The sequence below is a fragment of the Mesorhizobium bavaricum genome, assembly GCF_056781655.1.
This window is the reverse complement of record NZ_CM165566.1, coordinates 3,095,412-3,122,235: the sequence shown is the minus strand read 5'-3', so window position 1 is coordinate 3,122,235 and position 26,824 is coordinate 3,095,412. Positions and strand designations below refer to the sequence as shown.

Below are 26,824 nucleotides of genomic sequence, written 5' to 3'. Positions count from 1 at the left end.
GGCACGTGGCACTTGGCAGTTGCGAGCTTGATCTTGCCCGTGGGCTGCTGCTGCGCGATGGGAAACCCGTTGCTCTCCGCTCCAAGGCTTTTGATCTGCTGACCTACCTCAGCAGGAATGTTGGGCGTGTCGCGACAAAGTCGGAACTGATGTCAGCGGTGTGGCCCGATGTCTTTGTGACCGAGGACTCACTGACGCAGGCTGTCAGGGAGTTGCGAAAGGCGCTGCACGACGAAAGCCAAACCATTATCCGCACGGTCGCCAAACGCGGCTACATCCTCTCTGTTCTCGATACGCCGGAGCAAGAGCGCTCCGGACAGCCGAGCGTGGCGGTACTGCGTTTCAGCAATGAAGGTGCGCCGGAAGACACCCCTTTGGTCGACGGTTTCGCCGAGGACATTGTCAATGCGCTGGCTCGCTTCGGAACAGTCGTCGTGCTGGCGCGCAATTCCGGATTTGCATTTGTCTCGGATTCCGCTTCCGATTGGCGTGCCGTTGGCGACAGCCTGGGCGCAACCTATCTGGTTCGCGGTAGGGCGACGACTCGCGCAGACGGCATGCGGGTCACGATCAGTCTCGTCGCTGCTTCGACGGGTGGAGTCCTCTGGAGCGATACTTTTTCCGCGTCCGGCGGCGAGATCTTCGACATTCAGGAAGAAATCGCCCGCCGTGTGGTGAACCGGCTGGTGGCTCGGCTCGACGACGCGGGTGTCAAGCACGCAACGCCAAAACCTCCCGAGAGCCTGGCCGCATACGAGCTTCTCCTGCGTGGGCTGGCCCGGCTGCGCGGTTATGGTGATGGTGACAATGAGGCTGCGCGCGATCTTTTCCAGGCTGCGGTCGAAAAGGACCCGACTTATGCCTTGGCGCATTCCTATATCGCGCTCGCCGATCTCATTATCGGTGGCTATGCCGAGGCATCCCCAGCATCGCTTGGTTCAGTGATCTACCGCGCGGAGTGTGCGGTGACCTTGGCACCGGAAGAGCCACGCTGCCATCGCGTACTCGCCCAGGCTTTGATCTATGCGCGTCGGTTCGACGCGGCTGAACATCACCTTCAACGCGCGCTCGACCTCAATCCATATGACGCCGATACGATTGCGCAAATGGGGTTCTTGCTGACGATGAGAGGCAGGCCTCTTGAAGCACTCGCGGCGCTTGACAGTGCAATACGGATCAACCCGATCCATCCGGACTGGTACCACTATGATCGCGCCATCGCGCTATACTCCGTTGGAGATTACAGGGCCGCGCTTGTCAGCATGTCCAAAGTCCCCTCGAAGACCCCCTGGCGACTTACAAGACTGGCGGGGTGCCACGCTCAACTCGGCGATCTCAAGGAAGCTCAGCGCATTATGGCGGAGGTCAAGCGGATAGCGCCGGATTATTCGCCATTGCAGTTTGCGCAAACCGGGATCGCATTCGAACATGAGAGTGATGTCGAACATCTCGTTGCCGGCGTCGCGAAAGCACTCGCAGCCTATGAAGAGCAACCCTAGGCGGCGCCAACGGTGCAGCCTTCGCCTTGGAAAGGCAGCTTCTCGCCGGGAGCGCTGGCCCAAGCTGCCGATCGATGGTGAACGAACCTGCCTCATCCCAGCAAAATCCGTCGTTCTCCGAGAGGCGGCGCGTTCTATGATCAGCATCTCCTTGGTGGCGATGTCGCGATGGTCGGTCGGCTCGTCCAGCACCAGGCGGCGAGTGCCCCGCAGCGCCTGGCCGGTGCGGGCTGGAACAGGAAAGCCTGAGCGCCGCCAGGCGCCCAGGCCGTCATCTCGGTGATCCGGGTTCAGTTCTTGCTGGTGGCCGCCTGTTCGATGAGCTTGGCAACCGCGCCGGGATTGGAGACGTAGACTGCGTGGCTGCCGGGCACTTCAACGACCGTCGCCTGGGCGCGGCTTGCCATGTTGCGCTGCGCCGGCGGTGGGATCATCCGGTCGTCGGTGGCGACAAGATACCAACTGGGCTTCACTTTCCAGGCCGGAGCGGTGACCTTGCCTTCCAGCGCCGCCACACCCCAAGGCACCTGCGAGTCCGCCATGAAGGCGGCGAGCGAGGGACGGACATCGGCGGCGAACGAGGCGGCGAACTTCTCCTTGTCGAGCATCAGGAAGCCGTCGACGGGCGGCAGGATCGGCGGCACCGACGCTCCGGGCGGCGGGTTGGCAATCAGGGTCGAAACCGACTCGCCGGCATCCGGCGCGAAGGCCGCGATGTAGACGACGCCCGCCACCTTGGGATCGGTGCCGGCCTCGGACACCACGACGCCGCCATAGGAGTGGCCGACCAGGATGACGTTGCCGGGAGCGGCGGCGATGGCGCGTCTGGTGACGGCGACATCGTCGGCGAGCGAGGTCGTCGGGTTCTGGACGATGGTCACGTCATAGCCGTCCTTCTTGAGGATCTGGTAGACCCCGTCCCAGCCGGAGCCATCGACGAAGCCGCCATGCACGAGGACGACGGACTTTGCTGCGGTGTTCGACATATGAGTTCTCCTGTTCAAATCGTTGGTTGCAGGAGGACTATGCGGCAGGGCTGGCGGGCGCGCTTTGAGGCGACTTTCAGGCTCTCTTGATTTTACCTTGAGACCGCTTTGATTTTGCGTCCACGACCCGGCTAAAGTGTCAGGCGTCGCAATTCCCCGCGGTCTGGAGCAGCAATTTGCCGTATCTCTTCGAGGATTTCGCCCTGGATGGCGATCGGCGCGAACTGCGTCGCGGCGACGATCTGATCTCCGTCGAGCCGCAGGTGTTCGACCTGCTGCAATATCTGATCCGCAATCGCGACAGGGTGGTCAGCAAGGACGACCTGATCGATGCGGTGTGGCAGGGGCGCATCGTCTCCGACGCGACGCTCGCCAGCCGCATCAACGCCGCCCGCAATGCGCTCCAGGACAGTGGCGAGGAGCAGCGGCTCATCCGCACCATCCTGCGCAGGGGCCTTCGCTTCGTCGGCTCTGTGCGCGAGGAGGCCGAGGCGGCCGCTCCGGTGGAGCAACCGAAGCCTGCCCTGGGCATTCCCGCCCGTCCGTCCATCGCCGTGCTGCCCTTCGTGAACATGAGCGGCGATCCCGAGCAGGATTATTTCGCCGACGGCATGGTCGAGGACATCATCACCGGCCTGTCGCGCATCCGCTGGCTGTTCGTCATCGCCCGAAATTCCAGCTCCACCTACAAGGGCCGCGCGGTGGACGTGAAGCAGATTGGCCACGAGCTCGGCGTGCGCTACGTGCTGGAAGGCAGCGTGCGCAAGGTGGGAAGCCGCGTCCGCATCACCGGCCAGCTCATTGACGCGGAGGACGGCAGCCATATCTGGGCCGAACGCTACGACCGCGAACTGACCGACGTGTTCGCGCTGCAGGACGAGATCACGGTCAGCGTGGTCGCGGCAATCGAGCCCAATCTGCGCCGGGCCGAGATCGAACGCGTCCGACGCGATCGTCCCGACAGTCTCGACGCATATGATCTTCTGCTGCGCGCGCTGCCCGATGTCTACACCTTCATGCCGCAGGGCGCCGCCAAGGGTCTGCCGATGCTCGACCGGGCGCTCGCCATCGAGCCGACCTATGCGCTTGCCCACGGCTTTGCCGCCTGGGCGCACCAGACGCTGTTTGTGCGCGGCGGCCTGCAGCCGGAGAACCGCGAGAAGTCGATCCGCCATGCCCATGCGGCGATCGAGCACGGCTCGGGCGACGCGATGGCGCTCGCTCTGGCCGGCTTCACCATTGGCCTGGTGGAGCATGACCGCGGGCTGGCCGACGAGGCGTTTGCGCAGGCTTTGACGCTCAGTGCCTCCTGCGCCTTCGTCTATACCTTCGGCTGCGTGCCGGTGGCCTATGGCGGCGACGCGGCGCGGGCAATCGACTGGTGCGAGCAGGCGATGCGGCTCAGCCCCCTCGACGCCATGAGCTGCGTGCCGCAAGGCATCATCGGCTTCGGCAACTTCCTGTCCGGCAGGCACGAGCAAGCCGTCACCGCCGGCCGGCGGGCGGTGGAACTGAACCCCGGCTTCAGCATCCTGCACGGATGGCTGGCGGCGCCGCTTGCCAGGCTCGGGCGGCTCGACGAGGCAAAGGGAGCGGCGACACGGCTCTTGTCGCTCGATCCGCATTTCAGCATCGGCCGCTGGTCCGCGGCCGTAGGACTTGCGCCCGATATCATCGATGACGTGACCGACGCCATGCGGATGGCGGGATTGCCGGCTTAGCTTGGTGAGGAACCAATGGCGGCTATCGACAATAGCCGCCCTGCCCGCTCAGCTCCGCAAGCCCGGCGCCTCATGCCCCGTCCGCTCGACATATTCGGTATAGCCGCCGCCATAGGTGTGGATGCCTTCGGGCGTCAGTTCCAGCACGCGGTTGGAGAGCGCCGCCAGGAAATGCCGGTCGTGCGAGACGAACAGCATGGTGCCTTCATACTGCGAGAGTGCCGTGATCAGCATCTCCTTGGTGGCGATGTCGAGATGGTTGGTCGGCTCGTCCAGCACCAGCAGGTTGGGCGGGTCGAACAGCATCAGCGCCATCACCAGCCGCGCCTTCTCGCCGCCTGACAGCACGCGGCATTTCTTCTCGATCTCGTCGCCGGAAAAGCCGAAGCATCCGGCGAGCGCGCGAAGCGGCGCCTGGCCGGCCTGTGGGAACGCGTCCTCCAGCGTCTGGAACACGGTGCGCTCGCCTTCCAGCAGTTCCATGGCGTGCTGGGCGAAATAGCCCATCTTGACGCTCGGGCCGCGCGCCACCGTGCCGGTGTCCGGTTCCGAGGCGCCGGCGACCAGCTTCAGCAGCGTCGACTTGCCGGCGCCATTGACGCCCATGATGCACCAGCGCTCGCGGCGGCGGACCTGGAAGTCCAGCCCCTCATAGATGCTGCGGCTGCCATAGCCCTTGTGGACGTTCTTCAGCGTCACGACATCCTCGCCGCAGCGCGGCGCCGGCTGGAAATCGAAGGAAACCGTCTGGCGGCGCTTGGGCGGCTCGACGCGATCGATCTTGTCCAGCTTCTTCACCCGGCTCTGCACCTGCGCGGCATGTGACGCCCGCGCCTTGAAGCGCTCGATGAAGGCGATCTCCTTGGCCAGCATCGCCTGCTGGCGCTCGAACTGCGCCTGCTGCTGCTTGTCGGCGATCGCCCGCTGCTGCTGGTAGAATTCGTAATTGCCGGAATAGGCGGTCAGCGAGCCGGCGTCGATCTCGACCACCTTGTTGACGATGCGGTTCATGAACTCGCGGTCGTGCGAGGTCATCAGCAGCGCGCCGTCATAGTTCTTCAGGAAGGATTCCAGCCAGATCAGGCTCTCGAGGTCGAGATGGTTGCTCGGCTCGTCGAGCAGCATGGCGTCGGGGCGCATCAGAAGAATGCGGGCCAGCGCCACGCGCATCTTCCAGCCGCCGGACAGCTTGCCGACATCGCCGTCCATCATCTCCTGGGAAAAGCCGAGACCGTCGAGCACCTCGCGGGCGCGGCCGTCCAGCGCATAGCCATCGAGTTCCTCGAAACGGTGTTGCGCCTCGCCATATTTTTCGATGATCTCGTCCATCTGGTCGGCCTGTTCGGGATCGGCCATGGCCGCCTCGAGCGCGGCCATCTCGGCCGCCACGTCGCTGACCGGCCCGGCGCCGTTCATCACTTCGGCCACCGCGCTGTGGCCTTCCATGTCGCCGACATCCTGGCTGAAATAGCCGATGGTGACGCCGCGATCGACCTGCACCTGGCCTTCGTCGGGCTGCTCCTGCCCGGTGATCATGCGAAACAGCGTCGTCTTGCCGGCGCCGTTGGGGCCGACAAGGCCGACCTTCTCGCCCTTCTGCAGCGCCGCCGACGCCTCGATGAAGACAAGCTGGCGGCCGTTCTGCTTGCTGATGCTTTCCAGTCTGATCATGCGGTGTCCGGGGCTTGGAGCTTGGAGGGATTTTCCCCGGGGCCATACGCGATGGCGAGCGCCAGAGGAAGAGGCGCAAGCGCCGCAGTGGCGGGACGTTTTGCCATCTCCCCCTGCGGGAGAAGGACCGTCCCCAGACACAACCCAGAAACAAGATTCAACAGTTCGGAAAAACTGGCGAAAAGATCGGCTGGCATAACCACCCCGCGGCGGCCGGAAAATGGTTGCGGCACAACGCGAACGGGATGGTTATCGGCAATGCAACGAGGTTCCAACCGATGGATGGGTGCCCTGCTCGGCATGTCGCTCGTCGTCACCGCGATCGGACCGTCGGAAGCCGCGATCACCCGCAGCGAACAATGCGACCGGCTCAGTCTTCAATTGGATCAGGCCATCCAGACCACAGCCGAGACGACCGAGGTCGCCGAGGCAACGACGCTGCAGAAGACGGCCGTCCGCTTCTGTGCCGAGCGCAAGCAGGCGCAAGGCATCAGGACGCTCGCCAACGCTCTGAAGCTGCTTGGGGTGACACCGGACGATCAAGCCCAATGATATCAAACCTTTGAAACCAGTTTTTGAAGCCCAGACTTTCAACATCCAGACCCCAAGGCATGTCAAAAAGGCACACCGGCAAGAAATACGGCGACGAGCACGCCAAGGCTTATTGATCCCCGATCTTCCTGACTTCCTCCCGGGAAAAGGCCGCACTCGCGAAAGCGAGGGCGGCTTTTTCTTGCGCGCAATTCAGGAAAAATGTGCAGCGGCTGTCCGCCCGGAATTGCGTAAAATCAAACAGTTGCAACGGTTCAACGATTCAGGCGTTGAGCCGCCCGAAACTAGGGATGGCTGAACCTGCGCTACGCCGAAGGGCCTTATTTCTTGCCCTGCGGATAGATCGTCTCGCCGCGCGTCAGCATCGCGACGAAGGTCTCGATCTTCTTCCTGCGGCCGGCCTCGGTCTTCATGTTGTGGGTGCGGAAGGCGAGCGCGAAGCGGTTCTGCGCGCTGAGCTTTGCCAGCATCTCCTTCGCCTTGGGTTCCGCGTCGATCGCCGCCTGAAGATCGTCGGGGATCTTCATCTCCTTGCCGCTGCCATAGGCGCGCGCCCAGCGCCCGTCGGCCTTGGCCGCCTCGACCTGCTTGAGCCCATGCTCGGTCATGCGACCTTCCTCGACCAGCCGCGCGACATTGTCGACGTTGATCAGGCTCCAGATGCTCTTCTTGCCGCGCGGCGTGTAGCGCTGCAGGAAGCTGTTGTCGTCCAGCCCCTTGCGCACGGCGTCGATCCAGCCGAAGCACAGCACCACGTCGATGGCCTCCTTGGGCGTGATCGACTTCAGTCCCGACCCCACCTTGTGGACCTTGATCCACACCTCGGTTTCCGTGGCGTGGTGCTTGCCGAGCCAGGCACGGAAGCTGTCCACGTCCGGGAACTCCCTGACCTTGTCGGGGTCGACCTTGACCGGCGCCATCAGCACACCTGCCCGTTCGTTGCTCTTGCCGCTCGCATCACTAACATCTTGCCTTCAGCACCGTGCCTAACATCATCCGTCAACAGCGTGACATGGCCCCCTGTCGGTTTCCGGCAGCAGAGACCCTTGCCGGCGGATGACGATGGAACGCACCACCCATCGCCGCGTTGCGGCTACAGTGCAACCCATCGGATGGAGGTTCGCGATGGCGATCCAGACCATTTTCGCCCATGTCAGCTGCTCCGACCTCGAAGCCAGCATCGACTGGTATGAAAAGCTCTTCGGCAAGGCGCCGCTGCGTCGGCCGATGCCGGGCCTGGCCGAATGGCAGTTCAGCGACAGCGCCGAGGTGCAGCTCTTCGAGGACAAGAACAAGGCCGGCACCAGCACGCTGACGCTGGGCGTGCTGCCGCTGGCGCCCGAAAGGCAGAGGCTGGTGGACGCCGGCCTCGAACCCGGCCCGATCGAGGAAGCCGACGATTTCTACATCATGCGCATGCGCGACCCCGACGGGAACCTGGTGGTGTTTGCGAGTGCGCAACGCCACTAGGCCGGCGTTCCTTCGCGGCCTCGCCCGAATATATTGCTCCGCCCCGCTGTAGAATTCCCGCAGACCTGCCATGGTCCTGTTCCAAACCTCGGAACATGCCATGAAATCTCTGTTGCTCGCTCTTGTTCTCCTGCCCACAGCGGCCCTGGCCGAACCCATCGAAACCCAAAAAATCATCACGGCGGTGACCGGCGACTTCAACGGCGACGGCGCCGTCGACCTTGCCATGGTGGTGGAGACCCAACCCGGCGATCCGATGGACATCCACTTCTTCCTCAGGGACAAGGAGCACAATTACCTCAAGCCCGTTGAAATCGTGCACGAACAGATCGATGCCGAGTGGAACGGCTACGACCGGCCAGGCTACGAGAACTCCGACACCGAGCCGGAGCTGACCATGCTGCCCAACGGCTCGATCAAATTCTATCTGCCGGCGCCGCCGATCGGCAGTGAGCGCACCAACCAGACGCTGACTATCGCCTACCGCAATGGCGCCTTCATCGTTGCCGGCTTCGCCTATGATTCGCAGGATTACCAGCAGGAGAATGTCGCCAGCGCCTGTGACTACAATGTGCTGACCGGCAAGGGCACCAGCTCGAAGACGCAGCCGGACGGCAGCACCAAGCACAAGACGGTGTCGGGCCAAGGCCAGATCGTTGCCTTCAAGGACTGGAACCCAGGCGACGCCTTCTCCGCTTGCCAGGAATAAGCGGCGCGCCCTGTCCCTCCGGCCGGCGTCAGGCCGGCGGCGGTGCCGCCGGTGTCAACCCATGGCGGCGCATGATCTCCATCATCTTGGCCTTGTCCGGCGGGCCACCGGCGGCGGCATAGAACATGGCGAAGATCTCACGGAAATAGTCCGGGCCGATCGCCGCCGGTGTGATGACACACAGTACTGTCGCGTCCGTGGTGCCCTTGTTGTCGAACCGGTGGACGGCGCCGCGTGGAATGCACAGCGCCTCTCCCGGTCCGACCTCGATCGCCTTGCCGTCGACGGTCCAGGTCAGCACCCCGTCGATGCCGTAGATCGTCTCTTCGTAATGATCGTGGCTGTGCGCCGGCGCCAGCAGACGTGATCCGCCGGCCACCTTCAACTCGAAAGCGGCGACGCTGCCGTTCGAACTGTCGCCGGTCACCAGGAAGCGAATGGATAGCCACTTGTCGCCGATGGTTTCGTTGGCTGGATTGATCTGGACGTTCATCACGGACATTGCGCAGAACCCTCCGATAAATTACATTTACTGGCTATCAGTAAACTCAATTTACCGAATCGTCAATGGCCACATCAACGGAAGTTCTCCAGACCAGGACCGAGGATCTGCTGATCGGCGCCCTCCTGCGCGTGCCGGCGCAGGCGATCCAGCGCCGGCTGATCAAGGAACTCAACGCCGCCGGTTTCGATGAATTGCGTTTGCCGCATATGGCCGTGCTGCAGTTTCCCGGACCCGATGGCGCACGTCCGGGCACCATCGCCGAGCGCGCCGGCATGAGCAAGCAGGCCATCAACCAGCTGCTCAGCAGTCTCGAAGGGTACGGCTATCTCGTGCGCTCCGACATTCCGGGCGAAGGCGGCGCGCGCGTGGTGCGGTCCACCGAACGCGGGCATGCCGCCTTCTGGAAAATGGTCGACATCCTGCGCGACATCGAGGAGGAGTGGCGCGCCGAGCTCGGACCGGAACGCTTTGCCCAGCTGAAGGCGCTGTTGTTTGTCGTCTGGGACAGCCCGCTGGCGCGCTGAGAGCAGCCATCGGCATTTCCGATAGCGCCATCGGTTTCTTCCGTTTTCCCTTGCCGCACCGAACTGCCAATCCCCTGCCTTGTCCCACCAAACAAAGGCAGAGCGAAATGAGCATTTCAAACCAGAAAATCCTGATCGTCGGCGGCGGTTCCGGCATGGGTCTGGCGCTTGCACGGCGATGCGTCGAGGCCGGTGCGGAGACCGTCATCGCCGGGCGCGGCGAGGACCGGCTGCGGCAGGCATGTGAGGCGCTGGGCAACCCAGCAAACTTGGAGGTAGCCGCCGTCGACATCACGCGGGAGGACCAGGTGGTTGAACTGTTCGCCCGGATCGGCGGTCTCGACCATATCGTCAGCACCGCCGCCGACATCGACGGCGCCTACCGGCTGTTGCCGGAGCTTGACCTGAAGGCGGCGCAACGGGTGGTGGAGAGCAAGTTCTATGGCCCGCTGCTGCTCGCCAAGCATGGTGCACCACGGCTTGGCGTCGCCGGGTCGATGACCTTCGTCTCCGGCATCGCCGCCTATCGGCCGGCAGCACGCGGCTCCGTCGTTGCCGCCGTCAATGCGGCGCTCGAAGGGCTGGTGCGGGCGCTCGCCGTGGAGCTGGCGCCAATCCGCGTCAACGCCGTGTCACCCGGCTGGGTCGACACCACGATCTGGGCGCAGGTTGCCGGCGACAGGAAGACCGAGACGCTGGCCGCGATGGCGCAACGGCTGCCGGTCGGCAGGATCGGCCAACCCGACGATATCGCCGACGCCATCTTCTTCCTGACCGGCAACGGCTTTACCACGGGAACGACGCTGCATGTCGAGGGCGGGCACCGGCTGATCTAGAATGGCCTGGTGTCGGGAATTGCTTTCAAAGCAAGGCTTTGGAGCGGTTCGCCGATTCAGCCTCTGAACTGGTTGGAAAGCGTTCCGAAACAGGCGCCAGCGTGTCGCGCACGGCGGCAAGAAGCCGCCTGAGCGCCGGCGGTTGAACACGCCGGCGCCGCCAGATCATCACCAGCGGTGCCGTCCGCATCGGGCTGGGCCATGGCAGTTCGGCGAGGTCGCCACGCGCCAGCGCGTCGCTGACGGCAAGGCGCGGAACGAGGCCAAGCCCCGCGCCGGCCGCGACCAGCCGCGCAATGGTGCCGATGCTGCTAACCTCGGCGGCAAGTTTTGGCGCGGCGACACCCGCCTCGGCAAAGGCGGTGTCGAACAGGTGCCGGTAGATGCATCCGGGCTCCGTAGCCACGAAGCGCAGCGTGGCAAGCGCGGCAAGGTCTGATGGCGCGGGTCCCTGCCCCGGAGCCGCGACGAGCACCAGCGGTTCGGCCACGATCGTGCGCCTGGCAAAGCGGTCGGCGACTGCACCCTTGGTGACGTCGCGGCGGTCGAAGCAGAACGCGACGTCGATGTCGCCATCCTCCAGCAGGTGCCGCAGCGCGCCGCTGTCCGCCACCTTCATCCGCACGGTGATGTCGGGATGGCGGGCCTGAAACCCCGGCAGCCAGGGCGCCAGCCGGGCCGAGGCAATCGTCTCCAGCGCACCGATGGTCAGCGATCCGCTCGCCTGCGCGGCGGCCGCCTGCACGGCCGCGCGCGCCTCGCCATCGAGCCGCAGCAGATCTTCGGCGATGGGCTTCAGCGCCAGTCCCGCCGATGTCAGGTCGAGGCCCGTCTTGGAGCGCGTGAACAGGGCAGCGCCAAGCTCCGTCTCGAGCGATTGGATCTGATCGCTGACACTCGATTGCGCCAGGTGAACCGCGTCGGCGGCGCGCGTGATATTGCGGCTCCGCGCCACCGCGAGAAAGGTCTTGAGCAGTCTGGGGTGCAACGAAGTGTCCTGGTCGATGCGCTTACTGCAGCTGCGGCTTCTTGAGAAAGCTGCCGCGGTCGGCGGACTTGACGCGCAGCCAGGTTTCGCGGCCGTCGCGCAGCACCCGCATCGGGATCTCCGCGCCGGCCGAACCGCTCTCCCACAGCTTGCGATAGAAATCAGCCAGCCCATCGACCGCGCCGTCGCGGATGTCGGAGATGATGTCGCCCTGGCGCAGGCCGGCCTTGGCGGCCGGGCCGCCTTCGGTCACGCTCATCACCACGACCTTGCCGTCGCTTTCGGCCGACAAGGCGCCGAGCCACGGGCGCGGTGGCCTGGCCACATGGCCGCGCGTCAGGAGGTCGTCGAGAATCGGCGGCAGCAGATCGATCGGCACCACCATGTTGATGTCGGCAACCTCGCCGTTGCGGCTCATCTGCAGGCGCAGCGAACCGATGCCGAGCAGCGAACCGTCGGCGCCGAACAGCCCGGCACCGCCCCAGGACGGGTGCGCGGGTGCGATGAAGATCGCCTCGTCGAGCAGATACTCCCAATAGCCCGCGAATTCCTGCTTGGTGACGATCTTGGCCTGGACCGAGCGGCCGATGCCGTCGGCAAGCACGACCGCATCGCCGATCCTGGCCTTGCCGGCATCGCCCAGCGCCACCGCCGGCAGCCCGAGCGGCGCCAGCGCCTGCACCAGGCCGAAGCCCGATTCCTGGTCATAGGCCAGCGCATGCGCCGGGATGACGCGGCCGTCATGGCTGGTCAGCCACACTTCCTCCGCTTCGGTGATGAGATAGCCGATGGTCAGCACCAGCCCGTCGTCGCGGATGACGACGCCGCTGCCTTCCCTGAGCGTGCCCAGCGCACCGGCGGTGAAGGCATCCTCGGGAACGGTGGCCCGCACGGCAACGACCGAGCGCAAATTGGGATTGAGGGTCATGCTGTCATTCCTGGGTAGGTGATACTTCTATAGGTATGCCGCGTGGGAGATGGTGCAAGGGGTGAGAAGCTGTTCGCGTAGCGAACGAAAAGACAATTGCTTGGCTTTTCGAGCTTCGAACGCCCCTGGGAAAGCGCCGGCAGGCGGACGCGGGGCAGCGCCGACATGAACAATAGTTCAACGCAAGTTGAACTTCCTCGTCGGCAGCCCTAGGTGTAGAGCGTCTTGCCCATCCTTCCCACGACACGAGGCCCCGAGATGACCGACTACACCCCGCCGAAAGTATGGACCTGGAACAAGGCGAATGGCGGCGCCTTCGCCAGCATCAACCGGCCGATCGCCGGACCGACGCATGACAAGGACCTGCCGGTCGGCAAGCACCCGCTGCAGCTCTATTCGCTGGCGACGCCGAACGGCGTCAAGGTGACCGTCATGCTGGAAGAGCTTCTGGCGCGCGGCCACAAGGGCGCCGAATACGACGCCTGGCTGATCCGCATCAACGATGGCGACCAGTTCGGCAGCGGCTTCGTCGAGGTCAATCCCAACTCCAAGATTCCCGCTCTGATGGACCGCAGCGGCAAGACGCCGGTGCGCATCTTCGAGTCCGGCTCGATCCTGGTCTATCTCGCCGAAAAGTTCGGCGAATTCCTGCCGGCCGAACAGCCGGCCCGCGCCGAAGTCCTGTCCTGGCTGTTCTGGCAGATGGGCTCGGCGCCGTATCTCGGCGGCGGCTTCGGCCATTTCTACGCCTATGCGCCGGAGAAATACGAATATGCCATCGACCGCTTCTCGATGGAGGTGAAGCGCCAGATGGACGTGCTCGACCGCCGGCTGGCCGAAACCGAATATCTCGGCGGCAAGGACTACAGCATCGCCGACATGGCGGTGTGGCCCTGGTATGGCGGGCTGGCGCTCGGCCGCATGTACAATGATTCCGCCGCGTTCCTGTCCGTGCAGGACTACAAGCATGTCCAGCGCTGGGCCCAGGCGATCGACGCACGCCCGGCGGTGAAACGCGGCCGCATGGTCAACCGCGCCTTCGGCGAACCGGCCTTGCAGCTGCATGAGCGCCACGACGCCCGCGACTTCGAAACGAATACGCAGGACAAGCTGGCAGCGGAGTGAGTTGAGCCGATAGCGCGCCGATCTCCCTCCCCGTGGGGGAGGTTGGCGGCTTCAACCCACCAGTCCCTTCTCGACGGCCGACATCCACAGTTGGTCGATGTCGGCCAGAAAGGTCTCGTCGATCTCATCGAGATGGTTCCAGTACATGCCATCCTCGTAGAAATAGCCGAGGTCCTTCTCGATCTCCTCGGCTTTTTCGGCCTTGTCGAGCCGGATGCCGGCAAGAATTTCCGCTTTCATTTCGGCAATCCGCGCCAGCGAAAGGCCGCCAAGCTCATCGAAGGCGAGACTGGGAAAGACCAGCCGGCTGCGCGGCAGGTCGGACAGATTGATGCACAGGCAGCCGTGCTTCAGGGCCTGGACAAGCAGGCGCGCCGACTTGGCCTCGAGGTTGCGCAGGGTGACGTCATCGCGCAATGGATCGGGTTGGCCGATGCCATAGAAATGGGTCTTGTCCGCCCGGTCGTAGATCATGTCGCAGCCCAGGAATGCCAGCACATCGGGCTTCTGGCTGTGAATGGTCCAATAGGCAGCGGTCAGCGCCATTGTGGCGCCGGCATAGACGAAGCCACCGAAGGCGTTCTGCGCCGGAACATAGTGCGCGGCGCTGAATATCTGAGCTCGCCGCGAGGTCGCGTCGTGAGGCAGCCGGTCCGATGGGAAATCACCGGCATGGATCAGGAAATCCCAATCGGGGCGCACCCGCCAGGCATTGTTGATGGCGACGATCCGGCTGAAGGCCTGCTTCGGCCAAGGCTCGCAACGCACTGCGTCGGGCGCACTGCCAAGCAGGAGGAGGATCCGGGGCGCGTCATTGCGAACATTCATCTCGACGGGCTGGATCGTCATCGAAGGACTTTCAGGTCTCCGGTCGAAAGGGCCGGCTTCGCATGCGATGCGTATGCCGGCTTCGTTGCCGGCGCGCGAATGTTTCGTTGCAACCCTGCACCCAGGCGGGCCGCTTTGCCAGCCCAATCCATGCGGCCGATCGCGCAGGCCGAGAGGCCGATCCGATCGATGCGCGCCCCGTGGGTGAGACGGGGCCGCATGGTGAACCGCGCCCTCGGCGAACCGGCCACGCGGCTGCATGAGCCGCCGCGACAGCAGCGATTTGAGACGAAACGCAGGACAAGCTGGCTGTCTGACAGACCACGGCAACGCCAGCCGTAAAAGAAAAGCCCGCCACCGGTGTTGGTGACGGGCTTCTCCCAAGGCTTACGCAGGCAATCCTGTGTCGCGGGCCTCACTCAGTGCAGGACTTCGACGATCTGACGGGTCTCCGGATCGACCAGGACAGTCCGGTCGTTGATCACGGCGACGCGATACTTGACGTCGGGCACCTCACGCAATTCGACCGTGTCCGGCAGCGACGAGCCGAGCTTCAGTTCGACGCCCAGAAGGTTCACCGACGCAAGCGGCTCCTTCTTGATGTATTCGCGAACAACCGTCTCCTGCTGCGGCTGGAGGACGACGACATTTTCCGCCAGCGCCACACCAATGCCACCCATCAGGACGACCGCGGCAGCCACACTCGTAAGATAATGTTTCATGATAGCCTCCATTATATTGATTGGAAAACCGCCCTGGATGAAAACTCCGTCGCCACAGTGGGGTTCCATCGAAATTTCTGAATTGAAGGCATCACAAAATCGAGATGACACTAATTCTTGTTGGCAAAATTCTCTGGAACAGAGGTGAAACAGCTTCCATGTTCGCGGATAAATTGTGCGGATCGATGCTGAATAGCGAACAAGTCTGGAGCGGAGACTGCAGCGGGAGGGTACCCTCCCGAGTCCAAAAGGCCATCAGCAGCGCCGGATCCGCCTCGGTATGGTCATGGCCTAACGTGGAGAGGGAGGTGTCGTTCCAGCCGCCTTTCTCGGGATCACAAAAAGCTCCGGCACGAAAAAGGCCCGCCCTGCCGGGAGCAGAGCGAGCCTTAGACGGCGCCGGCGGAGGTGGCAGCCTCACCGGTCACGCTCAAAAAACGCGAGCGTCAGGGGTTGGTTCCCACCCTTTGCAGCCGCGATGGTGGCAACGGATGCAACCATGTGGCCGGAATGACGTTGTGGCAAAAATCTGCAGCAAGGATGTGCCCGGATGGCTCCCCGACCCTCAGTGACCAAGTATCCGTTCACCTTGTTGTTTGTCGTGATCGCGCTGATGGCGCCGTTCGCCGGGCTCGCCTGGCGCACGCGCGAATGGATCGGCTGGTAGGAGGAATTGGACCCCACGCGCCGGCTTCAAAGCCAGGTACCGTCCCGGTGCAGCGGCGGCACAGCGTCGACCGAATTCTGATCTGTTGCCCCCTCCTGCGCGCTCTTGTAGATCAGCCTTGCGACGAGCACGAAATAGCCGACTTGCAGGACAAACAGAGTCCCTATCGTCCAGGCAAGCGCCTGCCAGAACGAACCGGTGGCCCTATAGGTCCAGACCGCGACGACGATGGTCGTGGCTGACATTCCCACCAGAAACTGCCCAAAATACATCTATGCTCAAATCGCCCGAACCGATTCCGGCTCGAAACGACTCCCCTGCTCAGATTCCCAATACCCGCGCAGAGCGTCCCATTATTTTAGCAACTACGCAACTATGTGATCGCCCCGCTCGGCAACGCCGCTCGAAACCTTAGCGGCCGCAAGACATCTGACGAAGCTGCGATCACCCGCCACCCGACCCGCGAGGGCCGGTTCGACGAGACGTGATGGAACGCTGGAAATTGCCCTCCCTTTCCCACAAGATGCGCAGGCATCGGGGAAGGGCTTGAGATGTGCAACCTCTATAACATCACCACCAGCCAGGAGGCGGTTCGCCAGTGGACGCGTGCGCTACGCGACATTCTCGGCAACCTCGAACCCTCGGTCGACATCTATCCCAACCAGCCCGGCCCGGTGGCGCGCAACGCCCCGGACGGCCAACGCGAGCTGGCCAATCTTTTGTGGGGCATGCCGACGCCGATCGAGCGGGTGAAGGGCAAGGCCGACTACGGCACCACCAACATCCGCAACCCGCAATATGGCCACTGGCAGCAATATGTCGGTATCGAGAACCGCTGCGTGGTGCCGGTGACCAGCTTCGCCGAGCCTTCGCCCACGCCGGGCGACAAGGACCCCGAGACCGGCATCCAGCGCAACGTCTGGTTCGCGCGCAACGAGCACAAGCCGCTGTTCTTCTTCGCCGGCCTGTGGACGCGCTGGCAAGGCGTGCGCAAGGTCAAGGACGGTCCAGGCGACTTCGAACTCTATGGCTTCCTGACCACGAAACCCAACGCGCTGATCGCACCGATCCACGAAAAGGCAATGCCGGTCATCCTGACCACACCCGAGGAAACCGAGACCTGGCTGACCGCGCCGTGGTCGCAGGCCCGCCACCTGCAGCGCACCGCGCCTGACGACGCGCTGGTGATTGTCGGCAAACCCGCCACGCAGATAAAATTTCCGCTGCAGGCTCCGCCGCCACCTGTGCAGGGTTCGCTATTTTAACCCCTCGCCTTCTGCAGCACCCAGATGTAGCCCTTCGGCGGATGGTCCTGGTCGATGAACTGGGTCCTCACCGTCGCATCCTTGCGGCTGCAGCGCTTGCAGCGAAAGCGAATAGTTTCCAAGGGCTTGTTCCAGCCCACCACCTTGGCCACGTCGTTGGCCCGGAAACGGCCGACATGCCAGCAATGTCCGCACTCGACGACCAGCAGCATGTTGGCCTTGGCGGCTCGCCCGACACTGTCCATTGGCCCGGCCATGGCTCATTTCCGGCTGGAATAATCCTCGGGCAGGGGCAGCAGGCCGAGCCATGCCGCGCGGAAATCGGGTTCCTTTTCCGCCACCATTCCCATCACCGCATGCAGTTTGTCCGTCAGCCCCACCAAGTGCCAGAACAGCTCGCCATTGGCCCTGAGGTTCAGCTGCGCCGCCAGCACCGTGGCGCGCAGGCGTAGCGCGTCCCGCAGGATCGCCTCCGCATCGCTCGCAAACAATCTGTCATACCGGCTCTTCCGTCTGCCCATCGCGGCTCTCCCTGACTTGCGAGCAACCGCCCCACCTCCTGACAAATAGGAACGTATTCCTTGCCAAGTCAATTCAAGCTTGACAGTTTTGTTCCGTTTTTGTTCACTATCCCTCATCAGGACATCAGGAGGTGCTGAAATGGCCCACATCGTAACGCTGGACAGCAACCAGGAGGCCGCGCTTCGCGCCGTCGCCGACAAATTCATCGCCCAGCACAAGGGCGACGCGGTAAAAGCTCTGAAGGAAATGATCGTGCTCAACGGGCACTTGCAGGAACGGCTGGATACGATGGAGAGGCGAAGGGTGGGAGGCTAGCCCCTCAAGCCGAAGTTAACCTATGCTAACGCGTTCACCAAGGCGCGCCACTACTCGGCGTGACCGTGATAGATCGCGTCCAACTGTCGAAATGCCTGCCCTAGCCCGCCCGCAACTGCGTGCTGTCGATCGCTTCGGAAATTGCAATCGGCCTCGCCAACGACACCATTTTCGGTTGCCGAGATTGCGGCGAAGACGCTTGTCCAGATAAATTCTTCCCGGTCCCGCCCCCTCGAAACAGCTGCGACATTATATCACGTTTGACTAAAATACCGGAACGTCCAATGGACATTGCCGGAACCGAACAGGGCCCCTCGGACCTTTGCGGCTGGCACCCAAGACCTTGGTCCTATACGAAAACGCAAAGGGCCGATGCGGCCCGGATTGAAGCCCGGACAAGGGAACATCTCACCTTGGCTGTCGTTTGTCGCGAGGTCTCGGCGTCGCCGGACCCCGTCTGGAGGACAAAACGATGCCGCATCGATCCACCATCGTCAAAACAGGCAACGGTCCGGTCACGGCGATTGCCGTGCTGATGGTGGGATTGATGGCGGTGGGCATCGTGTTCCTCGTCCTGGGCGGCTCGCTCTATCTCAGCGAGCCACCGTCGGATCAACGCGCCCTGTCTTCGCCACCCGCCCGATCGATTCAAGCGACCGATCGCAGTGCGACCAACTGATCGAACCCGGCGGAACATTCAGCCGTTTTTTGAATTCACCTCAGCCATAACTAATACTGCTGTCTGGAGTGCAGCGGTCGTCATGCTGGTGTTGATGGCGGCCCGAACGGTCGGCTTCTGACACCCACGCGCACGGCAAGACGGTCTGCGGCGCCGTAGTCAGCATCGATTGCCCTTTTCGGCGTGACGCTGCCGGCCGAGCGCGCGCCTCAAACCATCTTCCCATCTTTCGCCACCGCCCTGCCCCGGCGATACACCGTCCGGCCCTTCGGTACGGCGACCACCGCCTCGGGCACATGTTCGGCCTTCATGGTGACGAAGTCGGCGCCGGCGCCGACAGCGATGCCGTAGCTCTCCAGCCCAAGCGCCCTGGCGCCGGCATGGGTCACCACATCGAAGGCGGCGGCCAGATCATGGTCCTCGTAGAAGCCGGAGCGGTAGCCGATCAGGTTGGCCCGCGAAAGCATGTCACCATCGCCATAGGGCCACCAGGAATCGCGGATGTTGTCGGAGCCGCTGAACACGGTGACGCCGGCCTGCCGCAGGGCCGCCACCGGCGGGAAGGCGTGGTTGCCCGGCGCATTGGTCATGATCGCGACGCCGGCACCGGCGAGCATCTCGCCGGCCTTCAGCAGGGCGTCGGCCGGGATATCGCCCAGCCCATAGGCATGGCTCACGGCGACATGGCCCTGCATGCCCAGTGCCTTTGTCCGCGCCGCGATCTCCTCGACCTGGAACAGGCCAAGCGTGCCGCCATCATGCAGATGGATGTCGACGCCGGCGCCGTGCTTTTGCGCCAAGCCGAACACCACGTCGAGATGGCCCTTCACGTCGCGGTCGAAGCTGGCGGGGTCGAGCCCGCCGATCAGGTCGCAGCCGAGCTTCAGCGCCTCGTCCAGCAACTCAGCTGTGCCCGGCGAGGACAGGATACCGCTTTGCGGAAAGGCGACGAGCTGGATGTCGATGAGGTCGCGATACTCTTCGCGCACCGCCAGGATGGTCTGCAGATGCTTCAGCCCGACCGAGCCGTCGACCATCACATGGCTGCGCATGGCAAGGCTGCCATTGCCGATGCAGAGCTCGAGCTGGTTCTTCGCCCGCTCGCCCATTGGTGCTGCGGCGTCCAGGTTCCTGGCCTGGAAGGCGACCCGCTCGCGCACGTCGAAGCCGTTGCTGCACGGGATGTGCGGGCGCCAGACGTCGCCATAGAACGAGGTGTCGAGATGGATATGCCCTTCGACGAAGGCCGGCACGACGAGTTGGCCGCCAAGATCAACAATGGCAAGGTCGATGCTGGCGAGGCCGACCGAGGGCGTCTTCCCGGCCGGCGCGATGGCGCTGAAGCGCCCGTCGACAACGGTGAGGTCCACCCGCGACCCGTCGGCCAGTTTCGCGTTGAGGAAAATCGTCTGCTCGGTCAACGGCGCCATCCATCGGTTCAAGCGCCAGTCGTCGCCGCTCACCCGCCACAGGTCAATGCGGCAACGCTGAGAAACTGTTTCACGCTGCAATCGACCAGGGCGCCGAATCCGCACTTTGGCCCCGGCCTATTCCGCTTTCGCGGAAGTGTCGGCCGACCGGCGATGTGCAATGGTGGTGATGCGGCGGTACGAGCCGCCCTGGTTGACGCGGGCGCCCAAGCCATCCCAACAATGCGCCCCCCCGTCCGCGTCGACCAGCGCCGCGCGCCGGCAGACGCCGGACAATGCCACCGCGCTAAGCGGCGATCAGCCCTCTCACGAAGTTCGTTCTTCAGCCCCGACCAGCGCCTTCGTCGTCACCAGATTGACGCCGGCCTCGGCGAATTCGCCATTATCCCGGGCGATGATCTGCCGGGCGCTCTCGCTGGCATTGTCCAGCGTGCTGTGCGCATCGGAGACCACGGTGACGCCGAGCCCTCTGGCCATGGCGCCCTTGACGGTCGCCGCCACGCAAAAATCGGTCTGCGCGCCCAGCAGCACGACCCCACCGGCGCCCTGCCCGGCAACCCAGTCGCCGAAGGCGGGATTGCTGAAGGCATCGCGCACGGATTTGGCAAAGGTCGGCTCGTCCTCGGCCTGGCCAAGTGCTGGCCATACCGGCCAGCCCGGCTCACCGGGCGCCAGCGGATCGCCCGCCGGTCCGTCATGCCTGACAAAGGCGACCTTGCGGCCGCTGCGCCGCGCCCAGTCGATGACCGCGCGGGCACGCTCGACAATGGCTGACGCCTCATGGATCGGCGGCTCGTGCACGCCGTCGAACATGCCGGTCTGGAGATCGATGACGATGAGCGGCGCTTTGTCCGCGAGGCTGGGTGCTGACATGGTTTTTTACATAGCACGGCAGGCAAGGTGATCAAGGCTCCATTCACCCCGGCGCGCCGGCAAACAGCACCACGCCGTCGCCGCCCGCGGCCGGCCAGTCGCGGATGGTGCGGTCGTAGCCTCCGGTCAGCACCGTGCCGTCCGCGGCGAAGGCCACCGCGTAGATCGGGCCGGTCTGGCTGTCGAACATGGCGATCTGGTTGCCGCTTTCCATGTCCCACAGGCGCGCCGTGCCGTCGAGCGAACCGGAGACCAGGCGCTTGCCGTCTGCCGACAGCGCCAGCGTGTAGACGGTGCCCTCATGGCCCTCGAAGCGGCGCACTTCGCGGCCGCTGTCGAGGTCCCAGAGCTTGATCGTGTAGTCGCCGCTGCCGGTGATCAGATGGTGGCCATCGGCAGTGAACACGGCGCCATAGGTGCCTTGCTCATGCCCGTGCCAGCTGCGCAGCTGCTTGCCGCTGTCGATGTCCCAGAGCTTTAGCGTGCCGTCGATGCTGCCAGAGACCGCGCGGGTGCCGTCGGGCGAGACGGCCACCGCGCTGACCGACCAGTCGTGCCCGCTCATCACATGCAACACGGTGCCCTTCTCGAGGTCCCAGACGATGACGTTGCCGGTCTCGTGCCCGGTCACGGCGCGCTTGCCGTCCGGACTGATCGCCAGCTTGTTGACGCCGCCATTCGCGCCCGCCGAGTAGACGTGCAGCACCGCGCCATCGGAAAGTCTTCGCTGCACGATCTCGCCGTCGTCGCCGCCCGTCAGCGCACTGACGCCATCGGGCATGAACAGTGCCGTGCGCGCCATGTCCTTGTGGACGCCGAGCGTGCGGATCAGGTGCTTGCCAGCGATGTCCCAGAGCTTGATCGTGTGGTCGGTGCTGGCGCTCATGATCGTGTGCCCGTCGGCCGCCACCGCCAGCCAGACGACCGCGTCGCGGTGGCCCTCGGGCTGCGTCGGCAGCGCCGGCGGCGGTGGCGGCAGCGGCGCGACCGTGGGTGGTGGAATGACCGCGACCTCCGGCGGCGTCGGAGCGACAGGCGTTGGCGGTGTCGGCGGCACGGGCGCAGGCGGGGTCGGCGGTGCCGCGGGCGGGTTGGCCGCTTCCGGTGGTGGAGCCGGTGGGGCGACCGCAGGTGGCGCCGGCGGCGCGGCTGCTGGTGGAGTTACGGGTTCCGGTGCCGGCGGGGCGCTGGCGACGTCCTGCCCCTTGGGCTCGCCGGGTTTGGGTTCGCTTGGTTGTGGTTCATTGGGCTTCGGTTCGCTGGGCTGGCTGTCAACCTCGCCGCCATCATGCGTCCGCCCGGGGCCGAACCGGTCAACGGCCAGCGCCGCGACGACCACCAATGGCAGCACGAGAAAGGCCTTGCGCAGGCCGGGCCTGCCGGTGTCCTGCACGTCCGCCGCGCGGCCGAACAGCGGCGCCCCGGCGGCATGCGCCGGCCGCCCCGGCAGAAGACCGGCCCAGAACAACACCGCACCAATGAGACAAGCGAGTGCGGCCACCAGCAATCCGGCCAGCCGCAAGGTGGCGGGATCCCCGGCGAAAGACGAGACGCCACGCCAGACGACGACCGCATCGCCAGGCGCCAGCCAGGCGCGCCAGGCGCAAACCACGGCCACCACCAGCAGGATGAATGCAATCCGCCTGTCGACGACTCTGTTCATCGGCCCCCCTCGGCGTCATTCCAGGCTTCGCCCGAAATGGCACCCCCGCACAGTTCAGCTCATCAGATTACCCGTGGAAAAGGTGTTCGCAAAATGGCGTTTGCGAAAGGGATGGATGGCGAAGGTCTCCGGCACGTTCGCCCCGCGCTCACCTGACCTCCACCCAGACCGGCGCATGGTCGCTGGCGCCGTCTTGCCCGCGCACCTCGCGGTCGATGCCGGCGGCAGTGAGGCGGCGGGCAAGCGTCTTCGACAGCAGGATGTGGTCGAGCCTCAAGCCGGCGTCGCGCGGCCAGCGATTGCGGCGATAATCCCAGAACGTATAGAGCGTTTCCTTCGGGTGTTTCTTGCGCAGCGCATCCGTCCAGCCCTGCTCGAGCAGAGCGGCGAAGGACGCCCGGCTTTCCGGCTGCACCAGCGCATTGTCGTCATAGGAGCGGGTGGCGTAGATGTCGCGCGGCTCGGGTACGATGTTGTAGTCGCCACCCAGAACCACCGGCAGGCCGGTGTCCAGCAGCTGCTCGGCATGCGCCTCCAGCCGTTTGTGCCAGGCGAGCTTGTACTGGAATTTCGGGCCGGGCTGCGGATTGCCGTTCGGCGCATAAAGGCAAGCGATGACGATGCCGTTCACCGCCGCCTCGATGTAGCGGCTCTGCTTGTCGGCATCGTCGCCAGGCAGGACATCACGGGTCAGGACCGGTTCCGAGCCGAGCGCGAGGATGGCGACGCCGTTCCAGGTCGGCTCGCCCTTCCACACCGCGCCATAGCCGGCCGCCGCGAGAGCCGAACGCGGAAACTGCGTGTCGCGTGCCTTCAGCTCCTGCAGGCACACGACATCGGGCTTTGCCGCCGCCAGCCACACCAGCAAATTGTCCAGCCGGCTGTTGACGTTGTTGATGTTGAAGGAGGCGATTTTCATCGGCTCAGGAGACGATCCGGCCCGCCCACGCCTGCACCGCCTCGGCCAATGTCTTCAGGTGATCGGCGGTGGAGAAACCGGAGATGCTCTTGCGCGGCTTGAGATCATGGTCGCCATCCTCCAGCCAGACAATCTCGATCCGGTCGGAGAGCGCATAAGTCGCGACCTCGCCCTGCGTGCCAAACTCGTCCCGCGTGCCCTGAAAGATCAGCGTTGGCGTCTTGAGGTCGGCGAGATGTTTTGTCCGCAATTGCTCCGGCTTGGCTGGCGGATGGAAGGGATAGCCGAGGCAGACCAGCCCAGCGATCTCGCCCTTGGCGAACATCTCGTCGGCAACCATCGAGGCGACACGCCCGCCCATCGACTTGCCGCCGATGATGAGCGGGCCGCCGACGCCCTTCGCCCTGAGGTCGGCGATCGCCTTGACATACTCCGGGTTCACCGTCTCCGCCCGCGGCGGCGGCTTGCGGTGCCCATAGCGGCGGGCGGCCATATAGTGGAATTCGAAGCGGGCGACGCGGAATCCGGCCGCGGCCAGTGCCGTGGCGGTGGCGGTCATCGAGGCCGAGTCCATCGGCGCACCGGCGCCATGCGCGAGCAGGATGGTGACGGGGGCGGTGTCGGGGCCGTCGAAGAGGAAGGTGGTCATGGAGCGGCCTTCCGAAGCATGAACTTGCCAATCCTTCTTGAATTGCACCACTAGATTATTCGGGCGCTGCACCTGCACCACACACCTGCGACTGCAGATACTCCACCTGTGCGGCCAGATATCCTGGCCAACCAGTCGCATCGATACCGCCTATCCATTTGCAGGCAGCTTCACGCCCATGAACCTGCTCAAGCAAGCAGAAATAGGCGCTGTCTCGCCACGCGCCGCACAATTGCGAATTGCCATCCATCACATCCAGCGCCGACGCCCAGGTGAACCATCGCCTGATCCATGCACCAACCTTGCCGTCGAGATCGCTGACGCTCTGGGCTACAAACGCATCGATATCTGCTTCTTTCGCCACCCAGATAGTGTCACGACTTCGGACGAAATCCCCGTCGACGGCATGGAACCCTGCCCTAAGAAACGGTTGGCTCGACCGCCGAATGCTTTGGGTCCTGAATTGTGTCGCGCTTGGATCCTTGACCTCGTACCAGGCAAAGAAATCCTTGTCTAACTTCGCGAATTTCTTCCACTTGAACACCGCTACAAGTGCGCAGTCATACTCGCCGTAGCGGCGATCGGCGTAGCAATCCAGCTCGATGCTGAAATCGGTCAGGTTGTCCGTGGACGCGATGAGCAACTTGGCGCCGCCAGGCTTGAACCACTTCGCCCCAAGACGAGCTTGAAGTTCTTCCGCCACTTGCTTTCGAATGGTCTTCGCATCGAGCATGCCGTGTGTCACCCCGCTGATTTCTGCGCCAGTTGCAGATCGACGAACTGCACCCCCTTGGCCGCCACGCGCGCCCATTCCGAATCCGTATCGAGTTCGAGATAGCGCGCCCAGTTGCGGCGCGCCTCCAGCAGATTGCCGGCGTCGAATTCCAGCCGCGCGAGGTTGAACACCGGATCGGCATAGGTCCTGTCGAGCGCGATCGCCTTCTGCAGGTGCTTTCGCGCCGAGGCGTCGCGGCCTTGCTCGCTCATCAGCCCGGCAAGGTTGAACCAGGCCTCGACGAAGGCCGCGTCGAGTTTTATCGCTCTGATATAGTCGTGCGCGGCTTCCCGCCCGTGGCCGCCGGCGCGCAGGCAGTTGGCGCGATTGAAGGCGGCAATGGCGTCTGTCGGGTCGATGGCCAGACAGCGCTGGTAGAGTGCGGCCGCCCCGTCATGGTCGCCGCCCTCCTCCGCCTCTTCGGCCTCCGCGAACAATTCTTCCAGCGTGTCGTCGCCGGCAGAACCGGCGTTGCCCAGATCGAACAGCAATTGTCCGTCGAGTTCGCTCTGCCCGCCTTCGAGATAGATCGCATCGGAGCGGCGCCCATGCTGGGAGCCGACATTGAGCGACTTGGCGGTCAGCGATGCCACCGGACCGGAGCGGTGAACGGAGCGCGCGATCGCGCCCCACGTCGCCCCGCCGGCCACCAGCCCGGCATATTTGCGCGCCAGGATCAGGTCGCGGAAGGAATAGGGTTCGCCGTCATGCTCGAAGGCATCGAACAGCGACAACAGGTCGAGGTCGGCGCCCGACAGCCGCGACTGGTCGATCAGGGATTGCCTGGACAGCGAGGACGCCTCCGGCGCCTTCATCAGCCCGAGCAGGCGCAGGAAACCGTTCTCGCTGATCAGCATGCGCCCGGCCGTGCGCTCGGCAACGACGCGGCGCTCGATCTCGGCATCGCCGGATTTTCCCAGATGCGTCCGCCCGAACACGACATGCGTGGTGCGCCTGGTGACACCGCGCCGCAATTGGCCGTGCTGGCGCTCGACCTCGCGCGCCGCGAGCCGCAGCGGAAACGCCGCCAGCGCGCCGATCGTGCCGAAGACAGCCCCAGCGATCAGGACGGCTGGTGCCGTCATTTCTTGCTCTTGCCGACCGCCTTGAGCAGATTGGCCTTGAGCGGATTCTCAGCCGCACCGCCCGCTGCCGCCTTCTTGGCGGCGGGCTTGGCGGCCTCGTCGGCCTTGCTCATCGACTTGGCCGGCGGCTTCGACTGCGACAGGCTGGCCTTCAGCGCATCCATCAAATTGATGACATTGCCGCGCTCGGGGGCGGCCGCGATGATCGGCTTGTGGCCCTTCAGCTTCTCGCGGATCATCGTCATCAGCGCGATCTCGTAGCGATCCTCGTAGTTCTTCGGGTCGAAGGTGGTTTCCTTCTGCTTGATCAGCGCTTCGGCCAGCTGCAGCATTTCCGCGTCAGGTTTGCCGGCCGGGATGTTGCCAAAATATTCAGCTGTGCCACGCACTTCGTTCGGGTTCCTCAAGGTACACACGAACATGCCGTTCTCGCGCGCGCCGATCGTCACCACCCGCTCGCGGCTGGACAGCACAAGGCGCGCGATCGCCAGCTTGCCGGATTTGCGCATCGCTTCGCGCAGCACGGCAAAGGTCTCCTCGGCCATCGCGCCATCCGGCGCCATGTAATAGGGCGCATCCTGGTAGATGACGTCGACCTCGCCCTCGTCGACGAACGCCTCGATGTTCATCGTATGGTTGGATTCGATGCGCACCGCGTCGAGGTCGGCGTCATCGATGATGATGTACTGCTTGTCCTCGTACTCGTAGCCCTTGACCAGATCCGAGCGCTCGACCAGCCCCAGTTCAGGGTCGACCGGCTTCATGTTGATGCGGTTGTGGGTCTTCTTGTGCAGCTGGTTGAAGCTGATGCGCTCGCTGGCGCTGGTGGCGGGGTATAGCCGCACCGGACAGCTGACGAGGCTGAGCTTGAGGTAACCTTTCCAACTTGCCCTGGGCGCCATGAAACACTCCTACGCG

The 26,824-nt window shown here is 64.3% G+C and carries 31 protein-coding genes; 12 read left to right on the top strand and 19 right to left on the bottom strand.

Going from position 1 to position 26,824, the window contains the following annotated elements; genetic code table 11:
* Window positions 1–5 precede the first annotated feature (5 nt).
* Window positions 6–1,499: a winged helix-turn-helix domain-containing tetratricopeptide repeat protein gene (locus AC1RZR_RS15270; protein WP_481828815.1), complete on the top strand. Its 1,494-nt coding sequence runs from the start codon at window positions 6–8 to the stop codon at window positions 1,497–1,499.
* A gap of 290 nt (window positions 1,500–1,789) precedes the next feature.
* On the opposite strand, the gene AC1RZR_RS15265 is transcribed toward AC1RZR_RS15270, so the two are convergent.
* A complete protein-coding gene (locus AC1RZR_RS15265) occupies window positions 1,790–2,485 on the bottom strand; it encodes an alpha/beta fold hydrolase (protein ID WP_481828814.1) in 696 nt (231 codons plus the stop codon).
* 176 nt (window positions 2,486–2,661) lie between these two features.
* Here AC1RZR_RS15265 and AC1RZR_RS15260 point away from each other — a divergent pair, with 176 nt between their 5' ends.
* The gene (locus tag AC1RZR_RS15260) at window positions 2,662–4,206 is read left to right on the top strand and encodes a winged helix-turn-helix domain-containing protein (protein WP_481828813.1); all 1,545 of its coding nucleotides are present in this window, start codon (window positions 2,662–2,664) and stop codon (window positions 4,204–4,206) included.
* Between the two features lie 48 nt (window positions 4,207–4,254).
* Here the strand turns inward: AC1RZR_RS15260 and AC1RZR_RS15255 are convergent, their stop codons facing one another.
* The gene (locus AC1RZR_RS15255; protein ID WP_481828812.1) at window positions 4,255–5,877 is read right to left on the bottom strand and encodes an ABC-F family ATP-binding cassette domain-containing protein; all 1,623 of its coding nucleotides are present in this window, start codon (window positions 5,875–5,877) and stop codon (window positions 4,255–4,257) included.
* 258 nt (window positions 5,878–6,135) lie between these two features.
* Between AC1RZR_RS15255 and AC1RZR_RS15250 the strand changes: the two genes are divergently transcribed.
* Both AC1RZR_RS15250 and AC1RZR_RS15245 read left to right on the top strand, forming a co-directional pair.
* The gene (locus AC1RZR_RS15250; protein WP_481828811.1) at window positions 6,136–6,429 is read left to right on the top strand and encodes a hypothetical protein; all 294 of its coding nucleotides are present in this window, start codon (window positions 6,136–6,138) and stop codon (window positions 6,427–6,429) included.
* Window positions 6,430–6,439: 10 nt separating this feature from the next.
* Complete coding sequence (locus tag AC1RZR_RS15245) at window positions 6,440–6,727, top strand: hypothetical protein (RefSeq protein ID WP_481828810.1); 288 nt, start codon at window positions 6,440–6,442, stop codon at window positions 6,725–6,727.
* A 22-nt stretch (window positions 6,728–6,749) separates the two neighbouring features.
* Here the strand turns inward: AC1RZR_RS15245 and AC1RZR_RS15240 are convergent, their stop codons facing one another.
* Entirely contained in the window at window positions 6,750–7,349 is a 600-nt protein-coding gene (locus AC1RZR_RS15240; RefSeq protein WP_481828809.1) for a YdeI/OmpD-associated family protein, read from the bottom strand.
* 205 nt (window positions 7,350–7,554) lie between these two features.
* On the opposite strand from AC1RZR_RS15240, the gene AC1RZR_RS15235 reads away from it, so the two are divergent.
* On the top strand, window positions 7,555–7,899 hold the full coding sequence (locus AC1RZR_RS15235; RefSeq protein WP_481828808.1) for a VOC family protein: 345 nt from the start codon (window positions 7,555–7,557) through the stop codon (window positions 7,897–7,899).
* 100 nt (window positions 7,900–7,999) lie between these two features.
* Window positions 8,000–8,608 (top strand): hypothetical protein, encoded by a 609-nt coding sequence (locus tag AC1RZR_RS15230; RefSeq protein WP_477278434.1) that lies wholly within the window; start codon window positions 8,000–8,002, stop codon window positions 8,606–8,608.
* Window positions 8,609–8,636: 28 nt separating this feature from the next.
* Here AC1RZR_RS15230 and AC1RZR_RS15225 read toward each other — a convergent pair whose 3' ends face one another.
* A complete protein-coding gene (locus tag AC1RZR_RS15225) occupies window positions 8,637–9,110 on the bottom strand; it encodes a cupin domain-containing protein (protein WP_481828807.1) in 474 nt (157 codons plus the stop codon).
* 65 nt (window positions 9,111–9,175) lie between these two features.
* Here AC1RZR_RS15225 and AC1RZR_RS15220 point away from each other — a divergent pair, with 65 nt between their 5' ends.
* Complete coding sequence (locus AC1RZR_RS15220; RefSeq protein WP_481828806.1) at window positions 9,176–9,637, top strand: MarR family winged helix-turn-helix transcriptional regulator; 462 nt, start codon at window positions 9,176–9,178, stop codon at window positions 9,635–9,637.
* A 107-nt stretch (window positions 9,638–9,744) separates the two neighbouring features.
* Window positions 9,745–10,473, top strand: coding sequence for an SDR family oxidoreductase (locus AC1RZR_RS15215; protein ID WP_481828805.1), 729 nt, complete (start codon window positions 9,745–9,747; stop codon window positions 10,471–10,473).
* Window positions 10,474–10,498: 25 nt separating this feature from the next.
* On the opposite strand, the gene AC1RZR_RS15210 is transcribed toward AC1RZR_RS15215, so the two are convergent.
* Window positions 10,499–11,461, bottom strand: coding sequence for a LysR family transcriptional regulator (locus tag AC1RZR_RS15210; RefSeq protein ID WP_481828804.1), 963 nt, complete (start codon window positions 11,459–11,461; stop codon window positions 10,499–10,501).
* Window positions 11,462–11,483: 22 nt separating this feature from the next.
* Complete coding sequence (locus AC1RZR_RS15205; RefSeq protein WP_481828803.1) at window positions 11,484–12,389, bottom strand: S1C family serine protease; 906 nt, start codon at window positions 12,387–12,389, stop codon at window positions 11,484–11,486.
* Between the two features lie 258 nt (window positions 12,390–12,647).
* Between AC1RZR_RS15205 and yghU the strand changes: the two genes are divergently transcribed.
* Entirely contained in the window at window positions 12,648–13,514 is an 867-nt protein-coding gene (yghU, locus tag AC1RZR_RS15200; RefSeq protein ID WP_481828802.1) for a glutathione-dependent disulfide-bond oxidoreductase, read from the top strand.
* Window positions 13,515–13,565: 51 nt separating this feature from the next.
* Here the strand turns inward: yghU and AC1RZR_RS15195 are convergent, their stop codons facing one another.
* From AC1RZR_RS15195 to AC1RZR_RS15185, 3 genes are all read right to left on the bottom strand, one after another.
* Complete coding sequence (locus AC1RZR_RS15195; RefSeq protein ID WP_481828801.1) at window positions 13,566–14,363, bottom strand: hypothetical protein; 798 nt, start codon at window positions 14,361–14,363, stop codon at window positions 13,566–13,568.
* A gap of 398 nt (window positions 14,364–14,761) precedes the next feature.
* Window positions 14,762–15,064 carry a DUF1236 domain-containing protein gene (locus AC1RZR_RS15190; RefSeq protein WP_481828800.1) on the bottom strand — a complete coding sequence of 101 codons (303 nt, stop codon included), beginning with the start codon at window positions 15,062–15,064 and terminating at the stop codon, window positions 14,762–14,764.
* A 693-nt stretch (window positions 15,065–15,757) separates the two neighbouring features.
* Entirely contained in the window at window positions 15,758–15,976 is a 219-nt protein-coding gene (locus AC1RZR_RS15185; protein ID WP_481828799.1) for an exopolysaccharide production repressor protein, read from the bottom strand.
* A 306-nt stretch (window positions 15,977–16,282) separates the two neighbouring features.
* Between AC1RZR_RS15185 and AC1RZR_RS15180 the strand changes: the two genes are divergently transcribed.
* Window positions 16,283–16,996, top strand: coding sequence for an SOS response-associated peptidase (locus AC1RZR_RS15180; RefSeq protein ID WP_481828798.1), 714 nt, complete (start codon window positions 16,283–16,285; stop codon window positions 16,994–16,996).
* Here AC1RZR_RS15180 and AC1RZR_RS15175 read toward each other — a convergent pair.
* Both AC1RZR_RS15175 and AC1RZR_RS15170 read right to left on the bottom strand, forming a co-directional pair.
* Window positions 16,993–17,253, bottom strand: a complete 261-nt coding sequence (locus tag AC1RZR_RS15175) for a hypothetical protein (RefSeq protein ID WP_477278413.1) — start codon at window positions 17,251–17,253, stop codon at window positions 16,993–16,995. The two genes, AC1RZR_RS15180 and AC1RZR_RS15175, sit on opposite strands and share 4 nt — an antisense overlap.
* A gap of 3 nt (window positions 17,254–17,256) precedes the next feature.
* Entirely contained in the window at window positions 17,257–17,517 is a 261-nt protein-coding gene (locus AC1RZR_RS15170) for a hypothetical protein (protein WP_481828797.1), read from the bottom strand.
* 139 nt (window positions 17,518–17,656) lie between these two features.
* Between AC1RZR_RS15170 and AC1RZR_RS15165 the strand changes: the two genes are divergently transcribed.
* Together AC1RZR_RS15165 and AC1RZR_RS15160 are read left to right on the top strand one after the other, a co-directional pair.
* Entirely contained in the window at window positions 17,657–17,833 is a 177-nt protein-coding gene (locus AC1RZR_RS15165; protein WP_481828796.1) for a hypothetical protein, read from the top strand.
* Window positions 17,834–18,305: 472 nt separating this feature from the next.
* Entirely contained in the window at window positions 18,306–18,512 is a 207-nt protein-coding gene (locus AC1RZR_RS15160; RefSeq protein WP_481828795.1) for a hypothetical protein, read from the top strand.
* A 209-nt stretch (window positions 18,513–18,721) separates the two neighbouring features.
* Here the strand turns inward: AC1RZR_RS15160 and AC1RZR_RS15155 are convergent, their stop codons facing one another.
* From AC1RZR_RS15155 to ku, 8 genes are all read right to left on the bottom strand, one after another.
* Window positions 18,722–19,942, bottom strand: coding sequence for an amidohydrolase family protein (locus tag AC1RZR_RS15155; protein WP_481828794.1), 1,221 nt, complete (start codon window positions 19,940–19,942; stop codon window positions 18,722–18,724).
* Between the two features lie 306 nt (window positions 19,943–20,248).
* The gene (locus AC1RZR_RS15150) at window positions 20,249–20,815 is read right to left on the bottom strand and encodes an isochorismatase family protein (RefSeq protein WP_481828793.1); all 567 of its coding nucleotides are present in this window, start codon (window positions 20,813–20,815) and stop codon (window positions 20,249–20,251) included.
* 43 nt (window positions 20,816–20,858) lie between these two features.
* Window positions 20,859–22,478, bottom strand: coding sequence for a WD40 repeat domain-containing protein (locus AC1RZR_RS15145; RefSeq protein ID WP_481828792.1), 1,620 nt, complete (start codon window positions 22,476–22,478; stop codon window positions 20,859–20,861).
* Window positions 22,479–22,626: 148 nt separating this feature from the next.
* A complete protein-coding gene (locus AC1RZR_RS15140; protein WP_481828791.1) occupies window positions 22,627–23,397 on the bottom strand; it encodes an exodeoxyribonuclease III in 771 nt (256 codons plus the stop codon).
* A 4-nt stretch (window positions 23,398–23,401) separates the two neighbouring features.
* On the bottom strand, window positions 23,402–24,046 hold the full coding sequence (locus AC1RZR_RS15135; protein WP_481828790.1) for an alpha/beta hydrolase family protein: 645 nt from the start codon (window positions 24,044–24,046) through the stop codon (window positions 23,402–23,404).
* 55 nt (window positions 24,047–24,101) lie between these two features.
* Window positions 24,102–24,779, bottom strand: a complete 678-nt coding sequence (locus AC1RZR_RS15130; protein ID WP_481828789.1) for a hypothetical protein — start codon at window positions 24,777–24,779, stop codon at window positions 24,102–24,104.
* An 8-nt stretch (window positions 24,780–24,787) separates the two neighbouring features.
* Entirely contained in the window at window positions 24,788–25,906 is a 1,119-nt protein-coding gene (locus AC1RZR_RS15125) for a tetratricopeptide repeat protein (protein WP_481828788.1), read from the bottom strand.
* Complete coding sequence (gene ku / locus AC1RZR_RS15120) at window positions 25,903–26,808, bottom strand: non-homologous end joining protein Ku (protein ID WP_378917904.1); 906 nt, start codon at window positions 26,806–26,808, stop codon at window positions 25,903–25,905. The genes AC1RZR_RS15125 and ku overlap by 4 nt, the downstream gene beginning before the upstream one ends.
* Window positions 26,809–26,824: the final 16 nt, after the last annotated feature.

Bases quoted from the DNA above. Each gene is read 5' to 3' on its own strand.
- yghU (WP_481828802.1), top strand. From the start codon at position 12,648: ATGACCGACTACACCCCGCCGAAAGTATGGACCTGGAACAAGGCGAAT.
- AC1RZR_RS15125 (WP_481828788.1), bottom strand. From the start codon at position 25,906: ATGACGGCACCAGCCGTCCTGATCGCTGGGGCTGTCTTCGGCACGATC.
- AC1RZR_RS15195 (WP_481828801.1), bottom strand. From the start codon at position 14,363: ATGACGATCCAGCCCGTCGAGATGAATGTTCGCAATGACGCGCCCCGG.
- AC1RZR_RS15130 (WP_481828789.1), bottom strand. From the start codon at position 24,779: ATGCTCGATGCGAAGACCATTCGAAAGCAAGTGGCGGAAGAACTTCAA.
- AC1RZR_RS15140 (WP_481828791.1), bottom strand. From the start codon at position 23,397: ATGAAAATCGCCTCCTTCAACATCAACAACGTCAACAGCCGGCTGGAC.
- AC1RZR_RS15180 (WP_481828798.1), top strand. From the start codon at position 16,283: ATGTGCAACCTCTATAACATCACCACCAGCCAGGAGGCGGTTCGCCAG.
- AC1RZR_RS15220 (WP_481828806.1), top strand. From the start codon at position 9,176: ATGGCCACATCAACGGAAGTTCTCCAGACCAGGACCGAGGATCTGCTG.
- AC1RZR_RS15205 (WP_481828803.1), bottom strand. From the start codon at position 12,389: ATGACCCTCAATCCCAATTTGCGCTCGGTCGTTGCCGTGCGGGCCACC.
- AC1RZR_RS15240 (WP_481828809.1), bottom strand. From the start codon at position 7,349: ATGGCGCCGGTCAAGGTCGACCCCGACAAGGTCAGGGAGTTCCCGGAC.
- AC1RZR_RS15165 (WP_481828796.1), top strand. From the start codon at position 17,657: ATGGCCCACATCGTAACGCTGGACAGCAACCAGGAGGCCGCGCTTCGC.
- AC1RZR_RS15230 (WP_477278434.1), top strand. From the start codon at position 8,000: ATGAAATCTCTGTTGCTCGCTCTTGTTCTCCTGCCCACAGCGGCCCTG.
- AC1RZR_RS15175 (WP_477278413.1), bottom strand. From the start codon at position 17,253: ATGGCCGGGCCAATGGACAGTGTCGGGCGAGCCGCCAAGGCCAACATG.
- AC1RZR_RS15225 (WP_481828807.1), bottom strand. From the start codon at position 9,110: ATGTCCGTGATGAACGTCCAGATCAATCCAGCCAACGAAACCATCGGC.
- AC1RZR_RS15190 (WP_481828800.1), bottom strand. From the start codon at position 15,064: ATGAAACATTATCTTACGAGTGTGGCTGCCGCGGTCGTCCTGATGGGT.
- AC1RZR_RS15135 (WP_481828790.1), bottom strand. From the start codon at position 24,046: ATGACCACCTTCCTCTTCGACGGCCCCGACACCGCCCCCGTCACCATC.
- AC1RZR_RS15185 (WP_481828799.1), bottom strand. From the start codon at position 15,976: ATGTCAGCCACGACCATCGTCGTCGCGGTCTGGACCTATAGGGCCACC.
- AC1RZR_RS15215 (WP_481828805.1), top strand. From the start codon at position 9,745: ATGAGCATTTCAAACCAGAAAATCCTGATCGTCGGCGGCGGTTCCGGC.
- ku (WP_378917904.1), bottom strand. From the start codon at position 26,808: ATGGCGCCCAGGGCAAGTTGGAAAGGTTACCTCAAGCTCAGCCTCGTC.
- AC1RZR_RS15250 (WP_481828811.1), top strand. From the start codon at position 6,136: ATGCAACGAGGTTCCAACCGATGGATGGGTGCCCTGCTCGGCATGTCG.
- AC1RZR_RS15150 (WP_481828793.1), bottom strand. From the start codon at position 20,815: ATGTCAGCACCCAGCCTCGCGGACAAAGCGCCGCTCATCGTCATCGAT.
- AC1RZR_RS15145 (WP_481828792.1), bottom strand. From the start codon at position 22,478: ATGAACAGAGTCGTCGACAGGCGGATTGCATTCATCCTGCTGGTGGTG.
- AC1RZR_RS15155 (WP_481828794.1), bottom strand. From the start codon at position 19,942: ATGGCGCCGTTGACCGAGCAGACGATTTTCCTCAACGCGAAACTGGCC.
- AC1RZR_RS15160 (WP_481828795.1), top strand. From the start codon at position 18,306: ATGCCGCATCGATCCACCATCGTCAAAACAGGCAACGGTCCGGTCACG.
- AC1RZR_RS15235 (WP_481828808.1), top strand. From the start codon at position 7,555: ATGGCGATCCAGACCATTTTCGCCCATGTCAGCTGCTCCGACCTCGAA.
- AC1RZR_RS15255 (WP_481828812.1), bottom strand. From the start codon at position 5,877: ATGATCAGACTGGAAAGCATCAGCAAGCAGAACGGCCGCCAGCTTGTC.
- AC1RZR_RS15265 (WP_481828814.1), bottom strand. From the start codon at position 2,485: ATGTCGAACACCGCAGCAAAGTCCGTCGTCCTCGTGCATGGCGGCTTC.
- AC1RZR_RS15170 (WP_481828797.1), bottom strand. From the start codon at position 17,517: ATGGGCAGACGGAAGAGCCGGTATGACAGATTGTTTGCGAGCGATGCG.